16 protein-coding genes are annotated in these 20,607 nt (G+C 39.1%); 9 read left to right on the plus strand and 7 right to left on the minus strand.

What is annotated here, in order from left to right:
• Positions 1-69 precede the first annotated feature (69 nt).
• Positions 70-837: a Uma2 family endonuclease gene (locus QI031_RS06625; protein ID WP_281484401.1), complete on the plus strand. Its 768-nt coding sequence runs from the start codon at positions 70-72 to the stop codon at positions 835-837.
• Between the two features lie 29 nt (positions 838-866).
• On the opposite strand, the gene QI031_RS06630 is transcribed toward QI031_RS06625, so the two are convergent.
• The gene (locus QI031_RS06630) at positions 867-2,873 is read right to left on the minus strand and encodes a serine/threonine-protein kinase (RefSeq protein ID WP_281484402.1); all 2,007 of its coding nucleotides are present in this window, start codon (positions 2,871-2,873) and stop codon (positions 867-869) included.
• A 224-nt stretch (positions 2,874-3,097) separates the two neighbouring features.
• Here QI031_RS06630 and QI031_RS06635 point away from each other — a divergent pair, with 224 nt between their 5' ends.
• Positions 3,098-3,955, plus strand: a complete 858-nt coding sequence (locus tag QI031_RS06635) for a hypothetical protein (protein ID WP_281484403.1) — start codon at positions 3,098-3,100, stop codon at positions 3,953-3,955.
• Positions 3,956-4,060: 105 nt separating this feature from the next.
• Here QI031_RS06635 and QI031_RS06640 read toward each other — a convergent pair whose 3' ends face one another.
• Together QI031_RS06640 and QI031_RS06645 are read right to left on the minus strand one after the other, a co-directional pair.
• Complete coding sequence (locus QI031_RS06640; RefSeq protein ID WP_281484404.1) at positions 4,061-5,947, minus strand: aspartate kinase; 1,887 nt, start codon at positions 5,945-5,947, stop codon at positions 4,061-4,063.
• A gap of 190 nt (positions 5,948-6,137) precedes the next feature.
• Complete coding sequence (locus tag QI031_RS06645; RefSeq protein ID WP_281484405.1) at positions 6,138-6,587, minus strand: hypothetical protein; 450 nt, start codon at positions 6,585-6,587, stop codon at positions 6,138-6,140.
• A gap of 398 nt (positions 6,588-6,985) precedes the next feature.
• On the opposite strand from QI031_RS06645, the gene QI031_RS06650 reads away from it, so the two are divergent.
• Together QI031_RS06650 and QI031_RS06655 are read left to right on the plus strand one after the other, a co-directional pair.
• Positions 6,986-7,630 carry a Uma2 family endonuclease gene (locus tag QI031_RS06650; RefSeq protein WP_281484406.1) on the plus strand — a complete coding sequence of 215 codons (645 nt, stop codon included), beginning with the start codon at positions 6,986-6,988 and terminating at the stop codon, positions 7,628-7,630.
• 59 nt (positions 7,631-7,689) lie between these two features.
• Entirely contained in the window at positions 7,690-8,073 is a 384-nt protein-coding gene (locus QI031_RS06655; protein WP_281484407.1) for a calcium-binding protein, read from the plus strand.
• 12 nt (positions 8,074-8,085) lie between these two features.
• Here the strand turns inward: QI031_RS06655 and QI031_RS06660 are convergent, their stop codons facing one another.
• Positions 8,086-8,646: a sugar O-acetyltransferase gene (locus tag QI031_RS06660; RefSeq protein WP_281484408.1), complete on the minus strand. Its 561-nt coding sequence runs from the start codon at positions 8,644-8,646 to the stop codon at positions 8,086-8,088.
• 153 nt (positions 8,647-8,799) lie between these two features.
• On the opposite strand from QI031_RS06660, the gene QI031_RS06665 reads away from it, so the two are divergent.
• Positions 8,800-9,981, plus strand: a complete 1,182-nt coding sequence (locus tag QI031_RS06665) for a patatin-like phospholipase family protein (protein ID WP_281484409.1) — start codon at positions 8,800-8,802, stop codon at positions 9,979-9,981.
• 282 nt (positions 9,982-10,263) lie between these two features.
• Here QI031_RS06665 and QI031_RS06670 read toward each other — a convergent pair whose 3' ends face one another.
• Positions 10,264-11,211 (minus strand): diguanylate cyclase domain-containing protein, encoded by a 948-nt coding sequence (locus tag QI031_RS06670; protein ID WP_425526012.1) that lies wholly within the window; start codon positions 11,209-11,211, stop codon positions 10,264-10,266.
• Positions 11,212-12,407: 1,196 nt separating this feature from the next.
• Here QI031_RS06670 and QI031_RS06675 point away from each other — a divergent pair.
• A complete protein-coding gene (locus QI031_RS06675; RefSeq protein ID WP_281484410.1) occupies positions 12,408-13,130 on the plus strand; it encodes a Uma2 family endonuclease in 723 nt (240 codons plus the stop codon).
• A 31-nt stretch (positions 13,131-13,161) separates the two neighbouring features.
• On the opposite strand, the gene miaA is transcribed toward QI031_RS06675, so the two are convergent.
• Positions 13,162-14,064, minus strand: coding sequence for a tRNA (adenosine(37)-N6)-dimethylallyltransferase MiaA (gene miaA, locus QI031_RS06680; protein ID WP_281484411.1), 903 nt, complete (start codon positions 14,062-14,064; stop codon positions 13,162-13,164).
• A gap of 446 nt (positions 14,065-14,510) precedes the next feature.
• Here miaA and gyrB point away from each other — a divergent pair, with 446 nt between their 5' ends.
• The 3 genes from gyrB (at position 14,511) to rpoD (ending at position 20,166) form a co-directional block, all read left to right on the plus strand.
• A complete protein-coding gene (gene gyrB / locus QI031_RS06685; RefSeq protein ID WP_281484412.1) occupies positions 14,511-16,451 on the plus strand; it encodes a DNA topoisomerase (ATP-hydrolyzing) subunit B in 1,941 nt (646 codons plus the stop codon).
• A 173-nt stretch (positions 16,452-16,624) separates the two neighbouring features.
• A complete protein-coding gene (locus QI031_RS06690) occupies positions 16,625-17,275 on the plus strand; it encodes a fasciclin domain-containing protein (protein ID WP_281484413.1) in 651 nt (216 codons plus the stop codon).
• Positions 17,276-18,993: 1,718 nt separating this feature from the next.
• Positions 18,994-20,166 (plus strand): RNA polymerase sigma factor RpoD, encoded by a 1,173-nt coding sequence (rpoD, locus tag QI031_RS06695; protein ID WP_281484414.1) that lies wholly within the window; start codon positions 18,994-18,996, stop codon positions 20,164-20,166.
• A 119-nt stretch (positions 20,167-20,285) separates the two neighbouring features.
• Here rpoD and QI031_RS06700 read toward each other — a convergent pair whose 3' ends face one another.
• A complete protein-coding gene (locus QI031_RS06700; RefSeq protein WP_281484415.1) occupies positions 20,286-20,477 on the minus strand; it encodes a chlorophyll a/b-binding protein in 192 nt (63 codons plus the stop codon).
• Positions 20,478-20,607 lie beyond the last annotated feature (130 nt).

Here is a 20,607-nt window from a genome sequence, read left to right on the forward strand (position 1 = left end):
AGGTGCAGAGAACGTAGAAGGAGGAATTATTTCATAATAGAGTCAGAACTTCTAAAGGACTGCTTTCCAATGTATCAAACTGATCCACCCCGTTCTCCCGAAGAAGTGTTACCCACCATGTACGATCTCAAGAGTGAAGATCCAGAGGAACCTGGCTTGCCTGATCAGTTTCATTTATTACAACCCCGTTTATTAGACGAAACTTTTAACTCTCCTAGTTATCCTAGCGACAAAATATTTACTGCTAGTGACATGAATCTTTATTATGACCCCCATCATCCCACATGGTACAAAAGACCAGATTGGTTTGTGGCTGTGGATATTTCACCTCTATATAAAAATGGGGATTTACGGCTGAGTTATGTGGTTTGGCAAGAGGGAATTAGTCCATTTATTATTGTGGAATTACTTTCACCGGGAACTGAAAAAGAAGATTTAGGACAAACTTTGCGGGATGCTGCAAAACCTCCAACAAAATGGGAGGTGTATGAACAAATTTTAAGGATACCCTATTACGCAATTTTTGACCGCTATAAATACGAATTTAAAATGTTTAAATTAGATGGTGGTCGTTATGCAGAAGTGAGTTTATCAAATTCTCGTTTTTGGATACCAGAAATAGAGTTAGGTCTAGGAGTTTGGCAAGGCAGTTATCATAATATTCAGCAGCCTTGGTTACGTTGGTATGATGCCTTAGGTAATTGGGTTTTGACTCCTACAGAAGCGGAAAGACAACGTACTAAACAAGAAAGACAGCGCACTGAACAAGAAAGGCGGCAAAAAGAACGGTTGATAGAACAACTGCGGGCTTTGGGTGTAGAACCTGATTTGGAGTAAAAATGATTAATTATTATACAGAATTGGTATCACCTATTTCGCAATAAGTTAAGTTCCCTTTGGGCATCTTTGTAACTATTTTTATCTCCCTTCTTTTTAAACAGTTGTGCTGCTTTCTTAAAATCTGCAACCGCTTCCTTTTTATTCCCCAACTTGGCGCGAGTAATACCTCGGTTGTAATAGGCTAAACCATAGTCAGAATTAATGGCGATCGCCTTGGTATAGTCTTGATTTGCTGCTTTTTTATTTCCCATATCGAGATAAGCGTTACCACGGTTATTATAAACCGCAGCATTATTCGGCTCTAGTTTGATTGCTTGGGTATAATCTTTGATTGCTCCTTGATAATCTCCAAAAGATAACAAATGAGTACCTCGGTGAATATAGGCTACAGTCAATTTAGGATTAATTTGCAAAACCGTGTTGTAGTCTACAGTAGCTTCTACTTTATTACCTAGTTCGCTATAAATATCCCCACGGTGCAGATAAGCTTCTATATATTGAGAATTAAGATTAATTGCATTGGTATAATCACTAATCGCAGCAGATTTTTGTTGATTCAAAGATTCAGTTAAACCTTTTTGATAATAAGCTCTAGCATCGTTAGGATTCATTTCAATGATGGCATTAAAATCTTTAATTGCTGCTTGCTTTTGTTTGAGGCGACGGTGGAGAATACCCCGCTGTAAATAAGCGTCAGTATATTTAGGCTTGAGGGCGATCGCTTTGCTAAAATCTGCAATTGCTTTTTTATGTTGTTCAAGTTGAGTATTAGCTAAACCTCGTCCATAGTAAGCGTAGGCATTTTTAGAATCAAGTTTAATTGCTTGGGTACAGTCAGCGATCGCTTCTTGATATTTACCCAATTCGTAAGCAGAAAATCCTCGATCATAATAAGCATTAGCATCTTGAGGATTGAGCAAAATTGCTTGACTAGAATCTGCTTGAGATTTTTGATAATCTCCTAACCGATAAAAAGCATCACCTCGTCGATTGTAAGCTAGAGCATTTTTTGGTTCTAGTTTAATAACCTGAGTTAAGTTGTCAACTGCTTGTTTATAGTTGCCTTGGTTGTATTTGGTAATTCCTTCCTGAAATAATTGTTGGGTATTATCTACAAATTTTGGTGACTGAAAAAACCAACTTGCGATACTAAATGTTATACAACTTGCTATACCTGCTGTGATTAACCATAGTTTTTTAGAATTATATTTTTTACCTTCAGGTTCCTGATTTGTTAACTGCTGGAGGTCATGTAAAACTTCGGTTACAGATTGGTAACGCTTACGGTAATCAAAACGTACCATTTTATCAATAATTTTTGCAAGATTTTGGTTAACTTTCATACTGCGGTTGCGCCAAACAATCTCGCCTGTCAGCACATTTTTCTGACTTTGGAGTTTAGATATTTCGTTAGCTGGTAAACCAATAAGTGCGGCGATCGCTACTATACCTAAAGCGTATATATCGCTATTATATTGAGGGTTGCCATGCAATTGTTCTACAGGTATATATTCGAGATTACCAACTATCGTAGTCACAATTTCCTGTACAGCACCAAAATCTACTAAAACTAATTTATTATCTGACTCTCGGCGAATAATATTTGCTGGTTTAATGTCTAAGTGAATTACCCCGCAACTATGGACAAATAACAAAATTTCTAATACTTCAAAGAGGAGGCTGATTACTTGGTCTTCCTCTAGAGGAGTTCCTAATAAAACCTCTTCAGTTAAAGGACTACCAAAAATAAATTCTTGGACTAAGTAAAATTCTTCATTTTCTTCAAAAGAAGCAATTAGCTTTTGAATTTGGTCATGTTCTTTTCCTAGTTTTGCTATGGCTGTTGCTTCTTCTGCAAATAAACGCCGTAAAACTGTTAAATCTTGGGGATGGTTTTTAGCAAGATGTAGCTGTTTCACTACAAATTGTTGGTCAGGAAGACTAGTGTCTTCAACTAAATAAGTTTGTACTACTTCCTCCACACTTAAGACTTTGATAATTCGGTAGCGTGCATCTAGAATTTGTCCATCCATGATTTTAGATAAGCTTTTATACTAAAATTATTTGATTATATATTAGTGTTATTACTGGTATTTATTAATTTTATCTAACTTTCTTATAGAGATAAATCAAATATATATAAAGTTTTGTATTATAACATATAAGTTGCTTTTCAGTGATCCCACTCATGACACTTTATTTATAGGTGAGGTACAAGGTATTGTAAACGGAAACACTAGAAACCCCCAATAGTAAATTGAAATTCAACGTATTTAGAGGAAACAAAAACCAAGCGGCTAATGCGAAGCGTCAATTGTTTGAGGCGCTACATCGGCGTGATATAACTGCAATTAACAATTTAATAGAACGGTGGCAAGAAATTTTGGGGGGAGAAAAGTTAACTGAGGTAATTATTAACGAGGTAATAGTCGAATGCGATGCTGATAGCCACTGTTGGTTAATGCAACATTTTTTGGGAGAGTCAAAATATCAACAATTGCAGCAACAAGCCCAAAATAATGTTTTTCATATTTTCGTGAATGCGGGCTTAGAACCAGGCAAGGACTTCAGTTTCGGGCTAGATGATGAGATGATCATTAGCGATCGCGCTCAACAAATTTTACTCAACCAATTACCGCCAGAACATCGGGCATTATTTGAGGCACAGGTACAAACTTCCTCAGTCTTAGATCCCATGATGGCGATCGAACAACAACTGGGGTGTGCATTTTTTACAAATTTAATCAAAATAGCATCCCAAAAGGTGCAATCATTAACTAATTATCAAGCAGCAGCTTATTTGGGAGTAGTACTGGCTGGTTTAGTAAAACGTCATCCTGCACTCCAAGATGTGGATTTCCCCACAAAATTCATTTTTCAATCTCTCCAAGGACTATCACAGGAACGTGCTACGGCAATCTTGAATGACGAACAAACAAATCCCCAGTTCGATGAAATCGTTATCTTCCAAGATTTACTAGCAGCAATGGGAGAATTTAACTCTTATCGCATTGCAGAAGCAGAAAGTATTAGTCTAAAACAACTCAAGGAACTTGATTTAGTTTGGTGCGGTGAACATCGAATTTCTGAAATCGTAGCTGTCATGCAAAGCTAAACCTCCTACGGAAATTAAAAATTAAAAATTAAAAATTAAAAATTTAAGAACTTTTCAAGAAAGCGAAAAGTTCTGCGGGAGGGTTTCCCGGCGGGAGTTAGTCTTTTAAGCTGGAACTACAAATTTTTCACTACCTGCTAAATCGAAGGCAGCATGAATGGCTTGTAAAGCCTGTACGCCTTGCTCTTGTGACACAACACAGCTAATTTTGATTTCTGAGGTAGCAATCATTTGAATATTAATTTGGTGTTGGGCTAGCGCCTCAAACATTTTAGCAGCAACTCCTGGTTGTCCTACCATACCTGCACCAACAATGCTTACCTTCGCGATCGCATTATCCAAGACAACTTCACCCCATCCTAATTCTGCTGCGACTTGGGTGAGCATTTTTTGTGTACTTTCTCCATCGACTTGGCAGACTGTAAAAGCAATGTCTCGCCTGGGAATACCATCAATTACCCGACAGCGTTGAGATTGAATAATCATATCCACGCTGATATTATTTTGTGCCAATAGTCCAAACAGTTTTGCCGCCATTCCTGGGCGATCTGGTACTTGGCGAATGGCCAGACGTGCTTGGTTGATATCTAGGGCGACACCGCGAACGAGGGGAATATTCGACAGAGGTTCTGAGATAAATTGATATCCTGCCCCCTGCTCCCTGCTCCCTGCCCCCTGCTCCCTGCTCCCGGTCACTGAGCGTAGCCGAAGTGCTGCTCCCTGCTCTCTTACCTCGATCTCAAAGGCGCTACAAAGTGCAGCGATGGCGCGATCGCATTCTGTGGCATCAACTACACAACTGACTTTTACTTCACTGGTAGAAATCATCTGGATGTTCACCTTGGCGGCTGCTAAGGTGGCAAACATTTTGGCAGCAACCCCAGGACGACCGATCATTCCTGCACCAGCAATACTGACTTTGGCGATATTTTGCTCTACCATCACCTCAGCTTCTTCTAGTTTCGGGTGGGATTGATTCCTTAAGGCTGGGGCGATCGCTGCGGCAACTGCTTCTGCCCGCTTTAATATGGGTGTAGTTACAGTAAAGGCAATATCGTTGCTGTTACCTTCGTGAATTGACTGAATAATCAAATCTACGTCTACTTGTTGTCTTGCTATTTCTCCAAATAGCCTCGCTGCGACTCCTGGTTTATCGGGTACGCGTAACAAGGCAACTTTTGCTTGATCGGTGTCAAATTCTACATGATCTACAGGACGGGCAATTTCTAAATTTACAAGCGATCGCTCTTGGGGTTGAGGTGATGTTACCCAAGTACCAGGGGCATCAGTCCAGCTAGATCTCACCACTAAAGGAACGCCGTAGTTACGAGCAATTTCCACAGCACGAGGATGGAGTACTTTTGCACCCAAGCTTGCCAACTCCAACATTTCATTGCAGGTGATGTCATCCATTAATTGAGCTTCAGGAACTAAGCGAGGATCTGTAGTTAAAATTCCTGGTACATCTGTATAAATTTCACAAAAATTAGCTCGTAATGCGGCTGCCAAAGCTACTGCTGAGGTGTCGGAACCACCACGTCCCAAAGTGGTAATTTCCATTTCTTTGGCGCTAGATATACCTTGAAATCCGGCTACTACAACTACTTTGCCTTGATTGAGGTGGCGACTTAGGCGATCAGTTTCAATATGCAAAATTCGGGCGCGGGTGTGTTCAGCTTCGGTTACAATTCCGACTTGAGCGCCAGTCATAGAAATTGCTGGTTGTCCCATTTCTTGTAATGCCATGCTGAGTAAGGCAATGGTGACTTGCTCTCCAGTAGAAAGCAGCATATCCATTTCTCGGCGGTTAGGATTAATCGAAATTTCTTTAGCTAGTTTAACTAGTCCATCGGTGGTTTTACCCATTGCGGAAACCACTACAACTACAGAGTTTCCTGCTTTAAAAGTTTTATGAACACGTTGAGCAACAGCTTGTATGCGTTCGACTGAACCGACAGATGTACCACCGAATTTCTGAACTATGAGCGCCATAACTTTATATTAAATCGATATGTGCCTGCTTTAATCAACACTTCCGCCGGATCAGAAAGTTGTGCAAGCATTACCAGCTACTTAGTTTACTAACTTAGCAGAATCAGTCGCCACAAAAAACTGAAGTTCACATTTTGTTGATGATTTTTTTGTACGGTGTCTCATTCATACAGTCTTAACAAATCTGCGACTAAACGGGCTGAGTTGCTAAATTATCTGTCGGTGGTTCGGTATACTCACAAAATATATTGAGTCCAATTTTGAGGATATATAAAACAATCACAGTAGCGATCGCTGGATCAATTGGTAAACCATGTGCCGTAGCTATCCCAACAAGAGAAACAATCAATCCTGTCAGTAAGGGCGCATTTCCTTGATTTTTAGTGTACTCTTTGAGTTGACCACGAAAGCCATCGTCGCCGCAGAGTTCTTGACGCAATACTTTCAATGTTGTCTGCCAAAGAGATTTTCCCTGTGGCATTACCGTTACGCCATGTTTTTCTACCCACAAATCATTAAAAGACGTGTCAAATTTGCCATTGTGTCTTTCCAAGTGATCTAATGCGTGCTGTGCAGGGGTGTAATCTGACAATAATTCACGCGCGGTGTTAATTTCATTACTGCTTAATTGTGCATCCATAATTTATTCGCATTTTTTTAGCTATAACTACAAAATAAACTTTATTTTTCTCATCATTCCATTTCCTCTTCTGTATCCTTTATAGATTTAGATAAATCAAAAGCATTGAATATTGTTACTTATTCGAGTCAAGCCAATCAAACATATTATTGTTAATTAAATACTTAAAAATAAGTATAAATACGTAAAAATATCATGTTTTTAGTAAGGACTTTAGTCATAAAAATAAGGCTAAAACCCTTATAAAAAGCTAACTTTAGATTAGTTAACATAGTTTGATTTATTCTCACTGACTTACTTATTGATTGGCGATCGCATTATGCCAGTTGCGTAAGTCCTGTTCAAATAGCTTCTAGCCAATTCCTTGATATCTTGGTAGAAAAGCTGAGGTAAAACCTATGGTAGCAACAGCAGCAAAAGCGATTAGTTCTCAACGGGTCATATTGCCTAATATCAGCTGGCAAACTTTTGAAACTATTCTTGCAGAAATGGGGAATAATCGTGCTACGCGATTGGCTTATGACCAGGGAATACTGGAAATTATGACTCCTTTGATGCCTCATGAGCATAATAAAAGACTGATTGAGAAACTAATTGATAATCTAGCAGAAGAACTCAACCTCAACTTAAAAAGCACTGGTTCAGTGACTTGTAAGCGTCCAGATTTACTAAGGGGTGTAGAGCCAGATTCGAGTTTTTACATCCAGAATGAACCTGTGATGCGACAAAAGCAAAATCTTGACTTGACCCAAGATCCACCACCAGATTTAGTAGTTGAGGTAGACTACACTAGCGCTTCTGTTGATAGACTCTCCATATATTTTGCTTTGGGTGTTCTGGAGGTTTGGCGTTATGACGAACCTGTAATGCAGATTTATCAATTGCGAGATGGCGTGTATGTCCCTAGTAATGTTTCACCAACTTTTGGCAATCTACCTTTAACAACTGAAATTCCCCGTTTTCTGCAAGAAAGCCTGAAAATAGGCGAGATTCCCATGATTAAATCATTTAGGGCGTGGGTAAAACAGCAGAAAAAAAATTGACACGAAATCGTCAAAAGGATATACCATATCAAAGTCCAACATACGCAAGCCTTTATCTTATGCCTAGTGTTGAACGTGACGAAAAGCGAGAACATCGTATTGAGACAGAGATCATTGTCGATACCGATAATGATAAAGAAGAACGGGCAATGGGTTGGTATTACTACCTCGACGATACTTTGAACGTTCCGTTTATGGCCAAGTGGAAGAAAAAGTCACGCAAATCGTCTGAGATTGAGGAAAAACAAGTCGAGGTGATAGGAATGGCCCCAGATGATGAATGTTTAAAAGATATGTATCTGGAAGTAGTTTATCCAGAGGGCAATGATGAAGATGTTTTTTCTGTCAAGCTATCGGAATTAGAGGCAATTGATGCGGATAGTGAAACTCAAGAAGCGATCGCAGACTGGCACTATTGGCTAGCAAGAGGATACAAGTTCTAATAAATAATCATTTTAGGGCAAATGTCGAATGATGCGGCAGGGATTGCCTGCTGCAACTACATTGGCTGGGATATCTTTGACAACGACACTACCAGCGCCAATGGTCGTATTGTCGCCAATTGTCACCCCTGGACAAATAATCGCACTGCCACCAATCCAGACATTATTGCCAATTTTAACTGGAGCAGCTAATTCTCTGCCTGAAAGCCGAATTTTTGGGTCTATAGGATGATAAGCAGCATAAATTTGTACATAAGGAGCGCACAAAACATGATTACCAATTTCAACTGTACTACAGTCTAAAATTACACAACCATAGTTCATATAAAATCCATCGCCCACAGAAATATTGTTGCCGTAGTCGCAGTGAAATGGTGGCACAATCGATGGTTTATTTCCTACTTTTTGGAATAATTCTTGTAAAATTTGCTTGCGTTCTTCGGGCTGTTCTTCTGTAGTTGCGTTGTACATTCGCAATAGACGACTAGCACGTTTATTTTCCGCAACTAATTCAGGATCATTGGCAAGATATAACTTACCTGCTAGCATCTTTTGTTTTTCGGTTTGTTCCATTACAAAATCTCTAAACTGATTAAAATAAGATTTACTTTCAATAAATACTGCAATTATTCTGATAAAAAAATCAAGATTATTAATCAGATATAACATGTAAGTTATATTCAGATAAATAGGTCAAATTAAAAATTGCAGACAGTTGGGAGTAATATGCCTTTTCGTATTTTGAGCTTGGATGGTGGCGGGATTCGGGGAGTGGTTACAGCGACCATTCTAGCCGCAATTGAACAGCGAATTAATCAACCTTTAAATAAATATTTTAACTTAATTGCGGGAACTTCTACAGGGTCGCTTTTAGCAGCTGCGATCGCTAGAGGACGTAGTAGCAATGAAATAATTGATTTATACAAACAAAAAGGCAAAATCATCTTTCCATACAAAAGTCGTTTTTCTCTCCAACGGATTCCTTTACTATTAAAATATGGTTTATCTGCTCCCAAATTTGCCGATAGTGGTTTGATTCAAGCCCTTCAAGAATGTCTAGGTAATACAAGATTATTAGATATTACAACACCAAAGCTATTAATTGTTTCTTATGACACAATTACTAGAGAACCAATCATATTTAAAAGCTGGCGACAAGATAAAGGATATGGTAATGTGCCATTGTGGGAAGTTTGTCTATGTTCAGCATCGGCTCCAAGTTATTTTCCGGCACATCAACTAGAAAAAAGAGTCAATGGAATCGTGCAAAATGGAACTGCCCAAACCATTACTTTAGATCATGATGCATCCTCAATAGAAAATATATATAACAATACACAAATCAGAATTACTAGCGGCAAAGGTAATGGTCAAACTCGTACTATTAATAAGTATGCAGGAACAACTCGACTAGCTTTTGTAAATGCTTCTTGGGAACAGATACCAGATAATACTTCTACCTACTCGATTAAATGCATATATTCTGCCATTGATGGCGGGGTTGCTGCTAATAATCCTTCTAGTTGTGCTGTAGCCGAAGCACTAAGATTAGGTTATAAAGCTGAAGAAATTACCGTTCTTTCAGTAGGAACTGGACATCGCACACGAATAATACCATTTGAGCAAGCTCAAAGTTGGGGTCTGATACAATGGGCACAGCCATTAATTGGTATATTATTTGATGCCTCTTCAAATATTCACGAGTATATTACCAATCAGATAATTCATGATCGGGTTTTGCGATTGCAATTTAAACTTGATCGAGAACTAACTAATAAACCTTTGAATGATGATATTGATGATGTAAGTCAAGAAAATATCTGCAATTTAATTGAGGCGACAGAAGTTTATATTAAGCAACCAGAAGTACAAGCTGCATTGCAGAATTTTTTACGTATTAATCAATAAAATATTTTTGAAAAGTGGATACTTTATTATTGTAAAACAAAGTTTTATTTTCAAAATATGAGGTTAAATGCACCCAATTAGAACGTATATTTTTGGTTCATCAGTAGTTAGTATGCCAAATTGACGTAGCGAAATATCGAAAAGGTAGATATATAAGATAAATCATGCTTATTAACGAAGATAATCGCTTTATATTGCCTCTTCACCTCTTAAGAAAGCTGCGAATTTAGCATAACAAGTACGGTAAAACCATATTTTTAAGCTGTTCATATAATTAAGCCGCTAACAATTAGTAGCTTCATCAAATACACTAAAACGGGCTTTTCCCTGTTGTTTAGCACGGTACATAGCAATATCAGCATCCCTTAATAGGCTTTCAGGTTCATGATAACCACCACAATTTAAAGCAATACCAATACTGGCTGTAGTACCTACTTGATGTCCATTGAGGTTAAATGGCAATCCTAAGGTGTCTTGAATACGTTTAGCTACATTAATAGCGTCGGTAACATCTCTAATTTCTTCTAAAAGTACGGCAAATTCATCGCCGCCAAATCTGCCTACAGTATCACCACTGCGTACACATGATTCTAACCTACGGGCGATCGCTACTAAACAATCATCTCCCATTCCGTGTCCTAAGCGATCGTTAATCTCCTTGAAACCATCTAAATCTAAAAATAAAACTGCAAAATAATAATCAGTGCGTCTTTTTTTACGCTCTATTGCTTGCTTAAGTCTATCTAGAAATAAAGTTCGATTGGGTAAGGTTGTTAGCCCATCACAAAAAGCATTACGCAGCAGTTGTGCTTCCATCAGTTTACGTTGAGTAATATCTTGAAAAACCAACACTGCACCAGTAATATTACCATCTCCATCGCGGATCGGTGCAATATTATCTCCAATTGGTATTTCTTTGCCATTTTTTGTGATTAGTATACAGTTTTCTGGTAAATTTATCACTTCGCCTAATGCCATTGCTCGTACAGCTAAATTATCAATTGATTCGTCCATATCTTTGTCAATTAAACTGACAACTTCTGTTAAATCTTTTCCTAAAGCTTCATCTTGATTCCAACCAGTTAGAGCTTCTGCCATTGGATTCATCATTTGGATACAACCATTGGTATATGTGACAACAACTCCATAAGCCATACTATTAATAATTGCCACCATTATTTGCTTTTCTTCCTGCAATTTTTTGTTGCTTTGATGCTTGGATGTAGCCATCTTGACGACAATCTGTAAGTCCGTCTCAGCAAGTAGTTTGAGAATATAACTAAAAGGCTCACTTAGACGTTTTGCATGTCATTTTATATATTCCGAATACTTGGTCAAATATAATACGTGTATTTGGATGTTATTCAGAATAATATCTGCTACTTATATACCATTTGTTTTTCCTGATAGACAGATATCAATTAAGACTAAATATGGACGAGTTTCTGCTACTTTTTTTATTGCCTCCTTGCTAGAATCCATGATTTATGCAACATTGTATCCTAACTTATGTAAACTATTTCTAATATTTAATGTTAGGGGCTTTTCATCCTCAACAACTAGAATTTTACTGGCGAACATGTTAGAATAGCCCGTTTGCTAAGGTGAATATGTTTTTTTAGTTTCACTCAACCTAAAAGTCAATAATTCTATGATAATCAATCTCTAATATATTGGGGTACTTGCTTGACTAAAAGTTTGCTTAATTAGCAACTATTTTATTTTTATTAGCCATAGCCTACAGGTTTTTTGGAGTTAGTAAAATTAGTTAGTCTAGCTTATGTAGTTAATACTCGTATTGAAAATAAAATATAGTTTTGAGAGATTAATTTCCGTAAAAACACTAAACTTAACAACATATTTGTGTCTACAAACAATACTTAAATTAAAAGTTACTAAATGTAGGTAAACTTATATGAATAAAACAATATTTAATATAATAAAATTACTCAATCCAGATAGGAAACAAAGATATTATGGCTCAATCGTATACGCATTACTTGTATAGGACTCCTATTTGATTAAGGAACACGATTCAGTACATATCTATCCCTTCTTAACTGTTCCCTACCTACACAAATAAACTCACCGAATCAAACCGGATTACTATAGTTAGGTATGAGTTGATGGGTGCATCCCAGTTTTTATTTGACAACAAGAGAATAAGTGTCATTGCGAGGAGGAACGACGAAGCAATCGCATTGACTTGTTTGTAGTCAGAGATTTTGCGATTGCTTCACTCCACTTCGTTACGTTCGCAATGACGTTCAAAAAAGTGGGATGCTCCCTGAGTTGATTATCTACATACACCATAGTCTGTATAGATTTTGATACAAATTAACTGATAATATATTTTTGTTACTAAGTATCCTTCAACGCCTAATTAAGTAACCTAGAAGTAACACCCTCAATTCTTGGATAAAGTCATGGTTGAGCAACTCTTAATTAATGATGATGATTACTACGTGCCAGATGCCAACCAGTTAGTCACTGAAGATGATACACCTGTGGACAATTTCGCATCTGCCAAACAACAACGCCTTTTAGTTGGCTCTCTTTACAGTTCTATACAAAGCCAGACTTTCGTAGCTGAGGCTAATGTAGGTATTTACTATACAGACCTTCAGCCCGCTATTGTACCTGATGTTTTTCTCAGCTTAGATGTCCAATTACCTCAAAGTTGGTGGGAGAAACAGAACCGTTGTTATATGGTGTGGCGTTTTGGTAAGCCTCCAGAAGTCGTCATTGAGATTGTCTCTAACAAAGAAGGTGACGAACTAGGAAAAAAACTAAAAATTTATGAACACATGCGGGCTAGTTACTATATTGTATATGACCCAAACCAGCAACTAAAAGAGCAAGTACTACGCATTTATGAACTTAGAGGAATGCGTTACTTTGAAACTTCAGAAACTTGGTTAGAACAAGTGGGTTTAGGTGTAACTTTATGGGAAGGTGAATTTGAAGGTAGACAAGATACTTGGTTACGCTGGTGCTATCAAGATAGAACTGTCTTACTGACTGGAGATGAACGCGCCGAACAAGAACAACAACGCGCCGAACAAGCTGAAAAACGTGTCCAGTTACTTGCACAAAGACTACGAGCTATGGGTATAGATCCTGATACTCTCTCAGATACTGATGTATGAGCGCTAAAAAATGTCTTGTCTTTGCGCTAATTTAAAGCTTAGAACAGCAAAAATTCTTTACTCGCTGCCAAACTTTCTCTAACAAATCAGGATCATTTGCATCAAACCACTCAATGTGGGAATATGCTCTAAACCAAGTGCGTTGTCGTTTAGCAAATTGCCGCGTATGTAAAACTGTTAATTCTTTTGCTTCATCTAGAGAAATATCCCCAGCTAAATACTGCTTAATTTCTTGATATCCCAAAGTATTCAACAAAGGTAAATCAGCACCGTATTTCTGACAAAGATATTCCACCTCAGCCACCAAACCATTTGCTATCATTTGCTCAGTGCGCTTGTGAATACGTAGCTCTAGCTTTTTCACATCACAGTCTAACCCAATTTGCAAAATGGGATAATTTGGTGGATTTTCTCCTTGCTGTTGAGAAATAGGTTTTCCAGTGATATAAAATACCTCTAAAGCTCGTAAAGTCCGCACAATATCGTTAGCATGAATTTTTTGTGCAGCTAAGGTATCAACTTGTTGTAATATTCCATAGAGCGTGGTTTGACCAAGAAATTCAAGTTGCGATCGCAGTTGTTTATCCGGTGCAACTCTGGGAATTTTCATGCCTTGAACAATGGAACGGATATATAAGCCAGTGCCGCCAACTAATAATAATGGTGAAACACTAAGGGAAGCAACTAAACTTTGTGCTTGTTCTTGGTAGTCTGCTACCGTCATGATGTCTGTGGGATTGCAGATATCTATTAAATAATGTGGTACTGATTTTTGTTCTGCCAATATTGGCTTTGCCGTACCAATATCAAACTCGCGGTAAACTTGACGAGAATCAGCACTTAAAATTACAGAACCCAACCGCATCGCTAAATTCAAAGCTAACCCAGACTTACCCGTTGCTGTTGCTCCACAAATTACAATCAATTTTGTCATTAGTTTAGTTGTCAGTGGTCAGTTGTTAGTGGTCAGTGGTCATTAATTATTTTCGTTTTGTTTACAATGTCTTAGAGTTATTGACAAGGCTTTTGTGTTAAAATATTGAAGCTTTTTTGCATTTTTTGCCTGGGACGGTTTCAACCCCACTGTTCACAACAATTTTGATCACCATCAGTTACAGTATTAGCCAGACTTTTATTCTAGAAGCTATTCATAAGTGATTAGAGATTCACATTGCAAATAATAAAGTATTTATACTTAATAAACAAATTAACTTAAAATTGAGGCAATTCATTCAAAAAACATATAGGGTTATATCCCCTATATAAACTTCTCATAAGATTGACCTACAGTCGCCATTAAGGCTTTTGTGTTAGAATTTTGGTGTGTTTTGACTTTTTTGCCCTTGGGCGACTTCAACCCCACGCATCAGGAGAATTTTCATGACGAGCAGTTACAGTGCCGATCAGATTCAAGTTCTGGAAGGTCTGGAAGCCGTCCGCAAACGACCAGGGATGTACATTGGTACTACTGGGCCGCGAGGACTCCACCATTTAGTTTATGAGGTAGTAGATAACTCTATTGATGAAGCTTTAGCGGGTCACTGCACTCATATAGAGGTGGATATCAATGCTGATGGTTCCGTGACTGTAATAGATGATGGTCGGGGGATTCCTACCGATACTCACTCGCGAACGGGAAAATCGGCTTTAGAAACTGTATTAACCGTATTGCACGCTGGAGGAAAGTTTGGCGGTGGTGGTTACAAAGTTTCTGGAGGATTGCACGGGGTTGGTATTTCTGTAGTTAATGCCCTGTCTGAGGTGGTGGAAGTCACAGTTTGGCGAGACAAAAAAGTTCACGTCCAGCGTTACGAACGTGGTTTACCAGTTACAGAACTGCAAGTTAAACCTGAAAAAGAGGGAAGAACCGGAACTTCTGTCAGATTTAAGCCTGATACTCAAATTTTTACTAACGGCATTGAATTTGATTACATCACCTTAGCAGGTCGTCTGCGGGAGTTGGCGTATTTAAACGCAGGTGTCAAAATTACCTTTACCGACCATCGTTTAGAACTGCTCAAAAGTGATACACCCAAGGTAGAAAGCTACGAATACAAGGGTGGTATCAAAGAGTATATTGCTTACATGAACCGTGAAAAGCAGCCACTGCACGAAGAAATTATTTATGTGCAAGGGGAACGTAACAACGTACAGGTGGAAGTTTCCTTGCAGTGGTGTACAGATGCTTACACAGATAATGTGCTGGGTTTTGCTAATAATATTCGCACCATTGATGGTGGTACACACTTAGAAGGTTTAAAAGCGGTTCTGACTCGGACATTAAATGCGATCGCCCGCAAGCGCAATAAAATTAAAGAAAGTGAATCTAACCTTAGTGGTGAACACGTCCGCGAAGGTTTGACAGCAGTAATTTCTGTCAAAGTCCCAGATCCGGAATTTGAAGGACAAACTAAAACTAAACTTGGTAACACCGAAGTCCGGGGGATTGTTGACTCTCTAGTAGGAGAAGTTTTAACTGAGTATTTAGAATTTCATCCTGGTATAGCAGACTCGATCTTAGATAAAGCTATCCAAGCCTTTAAAGCCGCAGAAGCAGCCCGTCATGCACGGGAATTGGTACGGCGAAAATCAGTGCTGGAATCTTCGCCATTACCTGGGAAGTTGGCAGATTGTAGTTCTCGTGACCCTGGCGAATCGGAAATTTATATTGTGGAAGGTGATTCCGCGGGTGGAAGTGCCAAACAAGGACGTGATCGCCGCACCCAAGCAATTCTGCCCCTACGTGGTAAAATCCTCAATATTGAGAAAACTGACGACGCTAAAATTTATAAAAACAACGAAGTCCAATCCTTAATTACCGCCCTCGGTTTGGGTGTCAAAGGTGAGGAATTTGATGCGTCTCAACTGCGCTATCACCGGATTGTGATCATGACTGACGCTGACGTGGATGGGGCGCACATCCGTACTTTGTTGTTAACTTTTTTCTATCGGTATCAGCGATCGCTGATTGAACAAGGCTTCATTTATATTGCCTGTCCTCCACTATATAAATTAGAACGAGGACGCAGTGAGCCAAAATATTGTTATAGCGATCGCGAACTACAACAAGAAATAGCTAAGTTTCCCAGCAACGCTAACTACAGTATTCAACGCTTCAAAGGTTTGGGTGAAATGATGCCGCAGCAACTCTGGGAAACTACCATGAATCCAGAAACCCGCACCCTCAAGCAAGTGGAAATTGAGGATGCAGCCGAAGCAGATCGCATTTTCACAATTTTAATGGGCGATCGTGTTGCACCTAGACGTGAATTTATTGAAACCTATGGTTCTAAACTCAACTTCACCGATTTAGACATCTAATATCAAACAGGTAGCAGAACAGGGGAACAAATGGGTAGTTGGTAGACACCAATTACCCATTTATATTTGGAGCGATCGTTTTTGAAATTACCTCATTAGGCTGAGGGATTTTATAGATAAGTTTATTAACTATTGTCAGTAAATCTCCATATCTCTAGATTTTCCGCAAAATTATGAACGCGAACAAAAGCATACAAAAAACATTGTGCAATATTAGTGTAGGTAGTCTAATTGCTTTATCTGCCTGTACCCAACCTGTCGTTACGCAAACTCCCACAACAACCGTTTCTCCTGCTGCGCCAACTCCCATCACAACCAACTCTCCAATTACAGAAACTCCCACTAGTACAACTGCTAACCGCAACTTAGCAGAACTAGCACAGTCAGCAGCCAGTCAAGGACAGTTTCAAACTTTAACAAAAGCGGTACAAGCCGCAGGCTTAAATGGACAGTTGACTACCTCAGGCCCTTACACAGTCTTTGCACCCACTGATGCTGCTTTCGCTGCTTTACCAACAGGCACTTTAGATAATCTCTTGAAACCAGAAAACAAACAACAATTAGTAAGGCTGCTTGCCTACCATGTGATACCGGGGCAAATTACCTCCAGCCAAATCACACCCGGACAAGTCAAAACACTAGAGGGAACTCCCGTTACAATCAAGGTTGAGGATACGGGCAAAGCAATTACTGTCAACGGTGCTAAAGTCACTCAAGCAGACATCCCAGCTAACAATGGTATTGTTCATATAGTTGATAAAGTAATTCTGCCACCTAATTTTCCAGCCAGTTTTAATACAACGCCAACACCAACACCGCGTTAATTAGGCATTGGTTATGGGGCATTGGGCATGGGAAAGAGGCAGTACTTCGACTTGCTTCAACTGCGCCCTTCTCCTGTCAAAGACGCTGCGCGCTAAGCGTAGCTGTGCCGTAGGCTTTACGGCTACGCTCAAGCTCAACTCAGCAACCAACGTTCAGGACAAGCTCAGTGACCGGGACACAGCACTTCGTGATGGGAAAAAACTTACCAATGCCCTACGCCCTATGCCCTATGCCCTATGCCCCAAGCGACGGGGCGATGGTTACTGAGCGTACTTGTGCTGAGTTTTGACACTTCGACAGGCTCAGTGCAGCGCTGCCCGGTAATCAAGTTTCGACTACGCGGTAATCGAGCGAAGTCGAGATTCAACTGCCGCGAAGTCGAGATTCAACTACCACGTAGTCGAAGTAGCCGAAGTACTATCCCTCTCCACCACCAGGGGATGGAGTTTACCGTCGCTTTTAATGAATTTATCCCACAAGCTAGAAAAGCATTTGTTATGCTGAAAAAGCCAATATCCATCCCATGTACTCAAATGCAATTGCTTAACTATTTCCAGGATTAGATATCGTATTCTGAACAATATTTTGCCGGAGATAGCAGTATTATATTTAACAACTTAATTACTGAATCTAATTTGGTAACTCTATTTAAACTAATCATCTGAATACTGTATGTTCTAACTTCTTGCTACTATCAGCAGATAACAGCTTGCTATTAACTTCCAAGATTACTGTAGTAATGGCTATTGTTTTCCTAGTATCCGATAAAATTTTGTCTGAAGTAGGTTAAATATCTGTAATCTCAACTGTTAAATTCTTTCTAAATTGATTAAAATATCGGTGGATACAATAAAAACAGTTTGTCAAGTTTCATAGGGTTGAAATCTCAACAGTGCGCTAATGTGTAAATAAGACTGAATCAGTTAAATCTTAATTAATCGCGATCTAGCTGATTCTGCCACAGCCTTAGCTCCCTAGTTCAGGCAGTTGGCGCACATCAGGTTAAGCATCTTAAAATAAGCATCACCACTTTTACTTTGATCTATCCTGCGGGGAAATCCCGCTAAAACTCTCCAAAAGAAGTCATTTATGAAGGAAATGTAAAAATGGGTAACTTAATACATTGAACCGAAGTTAACATCAAGTACGCTCTTTCTAAGTAATTAATGTTGTACATAATACCTAAAATTATGTAAGGGTACTTGTAGTTTCCTTTTCATGTAAACCTAATGTCACTGCAATTGAAAAAAGTTTTAGGAAAAATTTAAGCGTATGCCTACGATTTCCTATGTCTTTATTGATAATAGTGACTTTACCCTGCTTAATAACTTTATGAGTGATACACAAAAAGAGTGCAATTTCTGTGAAACAGGCTACAATCGGAACAGTCTTAATAAGGAAATATGCCAACAGTCATATTTGTTATATATGGAGTGGTAAATTTTTTTATGAGGGCAAGTCTTTTTTGAGACTAAGCGATTAAAAGTTGTGTGTAACAGCAACACATAATTACTTTTGCTAAGGTGATTAAGTCAGCATTAACTGCGACTTTCTACATTCAGTAAAAAACTCCTCTCAAAGAGGAAAAAAACTTCCGAAAGTATCTCAGGGAAATCAGCCTAAAACCCTATTTTCGGTTATTAACTAGCTCTTTTAATAAAAGAGCTGTAAACACATCTTGAGTAATTGATTCTGCAAGGAGCATGAGGAACGCGGCATGAACCAGGCTAACAACGTACTCGAAAGCATATATCAGCCTGACCTAGAAATGATAAATCAGCCTGAGCTCGAGTTAGGAGAACTCTTAATCGAGGATGAAGAAGAGGACTTGCTGATTACCGATGATGGCGACGATGAATTTTTAGAGCCTCAGTCTGATGAGGACGACGCAAAGTCTGGAAAAGCCGCTAAATCGCGTCGTCGAACCCAGACCAAGAAAAAGCACTACACTGAAGATTCAATTCGTCTGTATCTGCAAGAAATTGGTCGGATTCGTCTGTTGCGGGCAGATGAAGAAATTGAATTGGCACGGAAAATTGCCGATTTGCTGGAATTAGAAAGGGTGCGGGAAAGACTTTATGAGCAACTAGAACGCGATCCCAGAGACAGCGAATGGGCAGAAGCAGTACAACTCCCGCTGCCAGCATTTCGTTATCGTTTGCATGTTGGCCGCAGGGCAAAAGATAAGATGGTGCAATCAAACTTGCGCCTTGTGGTTTCAATTGCCAAAAAGTATATGAATCGTGGTTTATCCTTCCAAGACTTAATTCAAGAAGGCAGTCTTGGCTTGATTCGTGCTGCTGAGAAGTTCGACCACGAAAAAGGTTACAAGTTTTCTACTTATGCTACATGGTGGATTCGTCAAGCAATTACCAGAGCGATCGCTGACCAATCCCGCACTATCCGTCTTCCGGTTCACCTCTACGAAACCATCTCGCGGATTAAGAAAACCACCAAATTGCTTTCTCAAGAAATGGGTCGCAAACCCACTGAAGAAGAAATTGCTACTCGCATGGAAATGACCATCGAGAAGTTGCGGTTCATTGCTAAATCTGCTCAATTGCCTATTTCATTAGAAACGCCCATTGGGAAAGAAGAAGATTCTCGACTGGGCGATTTTATTGAGTCCGATGGTGAGACCCCAGAAGATCAAGTTTCCAAAAATCTTTTACGCGAAGACCTCGAAAAAGTCCTAGATAGTCTCAGCCCTCGTGAGCGAGACGTTCTTCGACTCCGCTATGGTTTAGACGATGGTCGGATGAAGACCCTAGAAGAAATTGGACAAATTTTCAACGTTACCCGTGAACGGATTCGGCAAATTGAGGCAAAGGCACTCCGCAAGTTACGCCACCCAAATCGTAACAGTGTTCTTAAAGAATATATTCGGTAATTAATTGTCATTCTTTACTGACAATTGGTAACTGACGAAAAGTCAAAAATTAAAAACCTGGTAGTGAATTGATCACTCCAGGTTTTTTAGTTTATTGACAAGATTCTGTCCTAATAATTTTATAAAATACCCCAGAAGTGTAAAAAGCCTTTACCAGAGAAAAGCTCAATTAGTACTGCTGCTAAAAAGCCGATCATTGCCAAACGACCGTTCCAAATTTCTGCTTGAGGAGTAAAACCCCAACGCCAAGCATTGCGATCTTCAATTACGGGGGTGGTAATTTTTGTGGTGGTTGTAGTTGCGTTAGTCATGATTGGCACTCCAAACTGGATTTACGAAGGATTGTTGCCTTATGTAAACTAATATAACAATCTTTCTCATTGATGCAACCCTAATTTATATTTTTATTTCTATAGCTTGACTAGATAATGGATATTAATA

This window comes from Halotia branconii CENA392, from assembly GCF_029953635.1.
GTDB lineage: Bacteria > Cyanobacteriota > Cyanobacteriia > Cyanobacteriales > Nostocaceae > Halotia > Halotia branconii.

Excerpts from the sequence above, each read along its gene's own strand:
- QI031_RS06625 (WP_281484401.1), top strand. The coding sequence starts at position 70 with ATGTATCAAACTGATCCACCCCGTTCTCCCGAAGAAGTGTTACCCACC.
- QI031_RS06630 (WP_281484402.1), bottom strand. The coding sequence starts at position 2,873 with ATGGATGGACAAATTCTAGATGCACGCTACCGAATTATCAAAGTCTTA.
- QI031_RS06640 (WP_281484404.1), bottom strand. The coding sequence starts at position 5,947 with ATGGCGCTCATAGTTCAGAAATTCGGTGGTACATCTGTCGGTTCAGTC.
- QI031_RS06645 (WP_281484405.1), bottom strand. The coding sequence starts at position 6,587 with ATGGATGCACAATTAAGCAGTAATGAAATTAACACCGCGCGTGAATTA.
- QI031_RS06650 (WP_281484406.1), top strand. The coding sequence starts at position 6,986 with ATGGTAGCAACAGCAGCAAAAGCGATTAGTTCTCAACGGGTCATATTG.
- QI031_RS06655 (WP_281484407.1), top strand. The coding sequence starts at position 7,690 with ATGCCTAGTGTTGAACGTGACGAAAAGCGAGAACATCGTATTGAGACA.
- QI031_RS06660 (WP_281484408.1), bottom strand. The coding sequence starts at position 8,646 with ATGGAACAAACCGAAAAACAAAAGATGCTAGCAGGTAAGTTATATCTT.
- QI031_RS06665 (WP_281484409.1), top strand. The coding sequence starts at position 8,800 with ATGCCTTTTCGTATTTTGAGCTTGGATGGTGGCGGGATTCGGGGAGTG.
- QI031_RS06670 (WP_425526012.1), bottom strand. The coding sequence starts at position 11,211 with ATGGCTACATCCAAGCATCAAAGCAACAAAAAATTGCAGGAAGAAAAG.
- QI031_RS06675 (WP_281484410.1), top strand. The coding sequence starts at position 12,408 with ATGGTTGAGCAACTCTTAATTAATGATGATGATTACTACGTGCCAGAT.
- miaA (WP_281484411.1), bottom strand. The coding sequence starts at position 14,064 with ATGACAAAATTGATTGTAATTTGTGGAGCAACAGCAACGGGTAAGTCT.
- gyrB (WP_281484412.1), top strand. The coding sequence starts at position 14,511 with ATGACGAGCAGTTACAGTGCCGATCAGATTCAAGTTCTGGAAGGTCTG.
- QI031_RS06690 (WP_281484413.1), top strand. The coding sequence starts at position 16,625 with ATGAACGCGAACAAAAGCATACAAAAAACATTGTGCAATATTAGTGTA.
- rpoD (WP_281484414.1), top strand. The coding sequence starts at position 18,994 with ATGAACCAGGCTAACAACGTACTCGAAAGCATATATCAGCCTGACCTA.
- QI031_RS06700 (WP_281484415.1), bottom strand. The coding sequence starts at position 20,477 with ATGACTAACGCAACTACAACCACCACAAAAATTACCACCCCCGTAATT.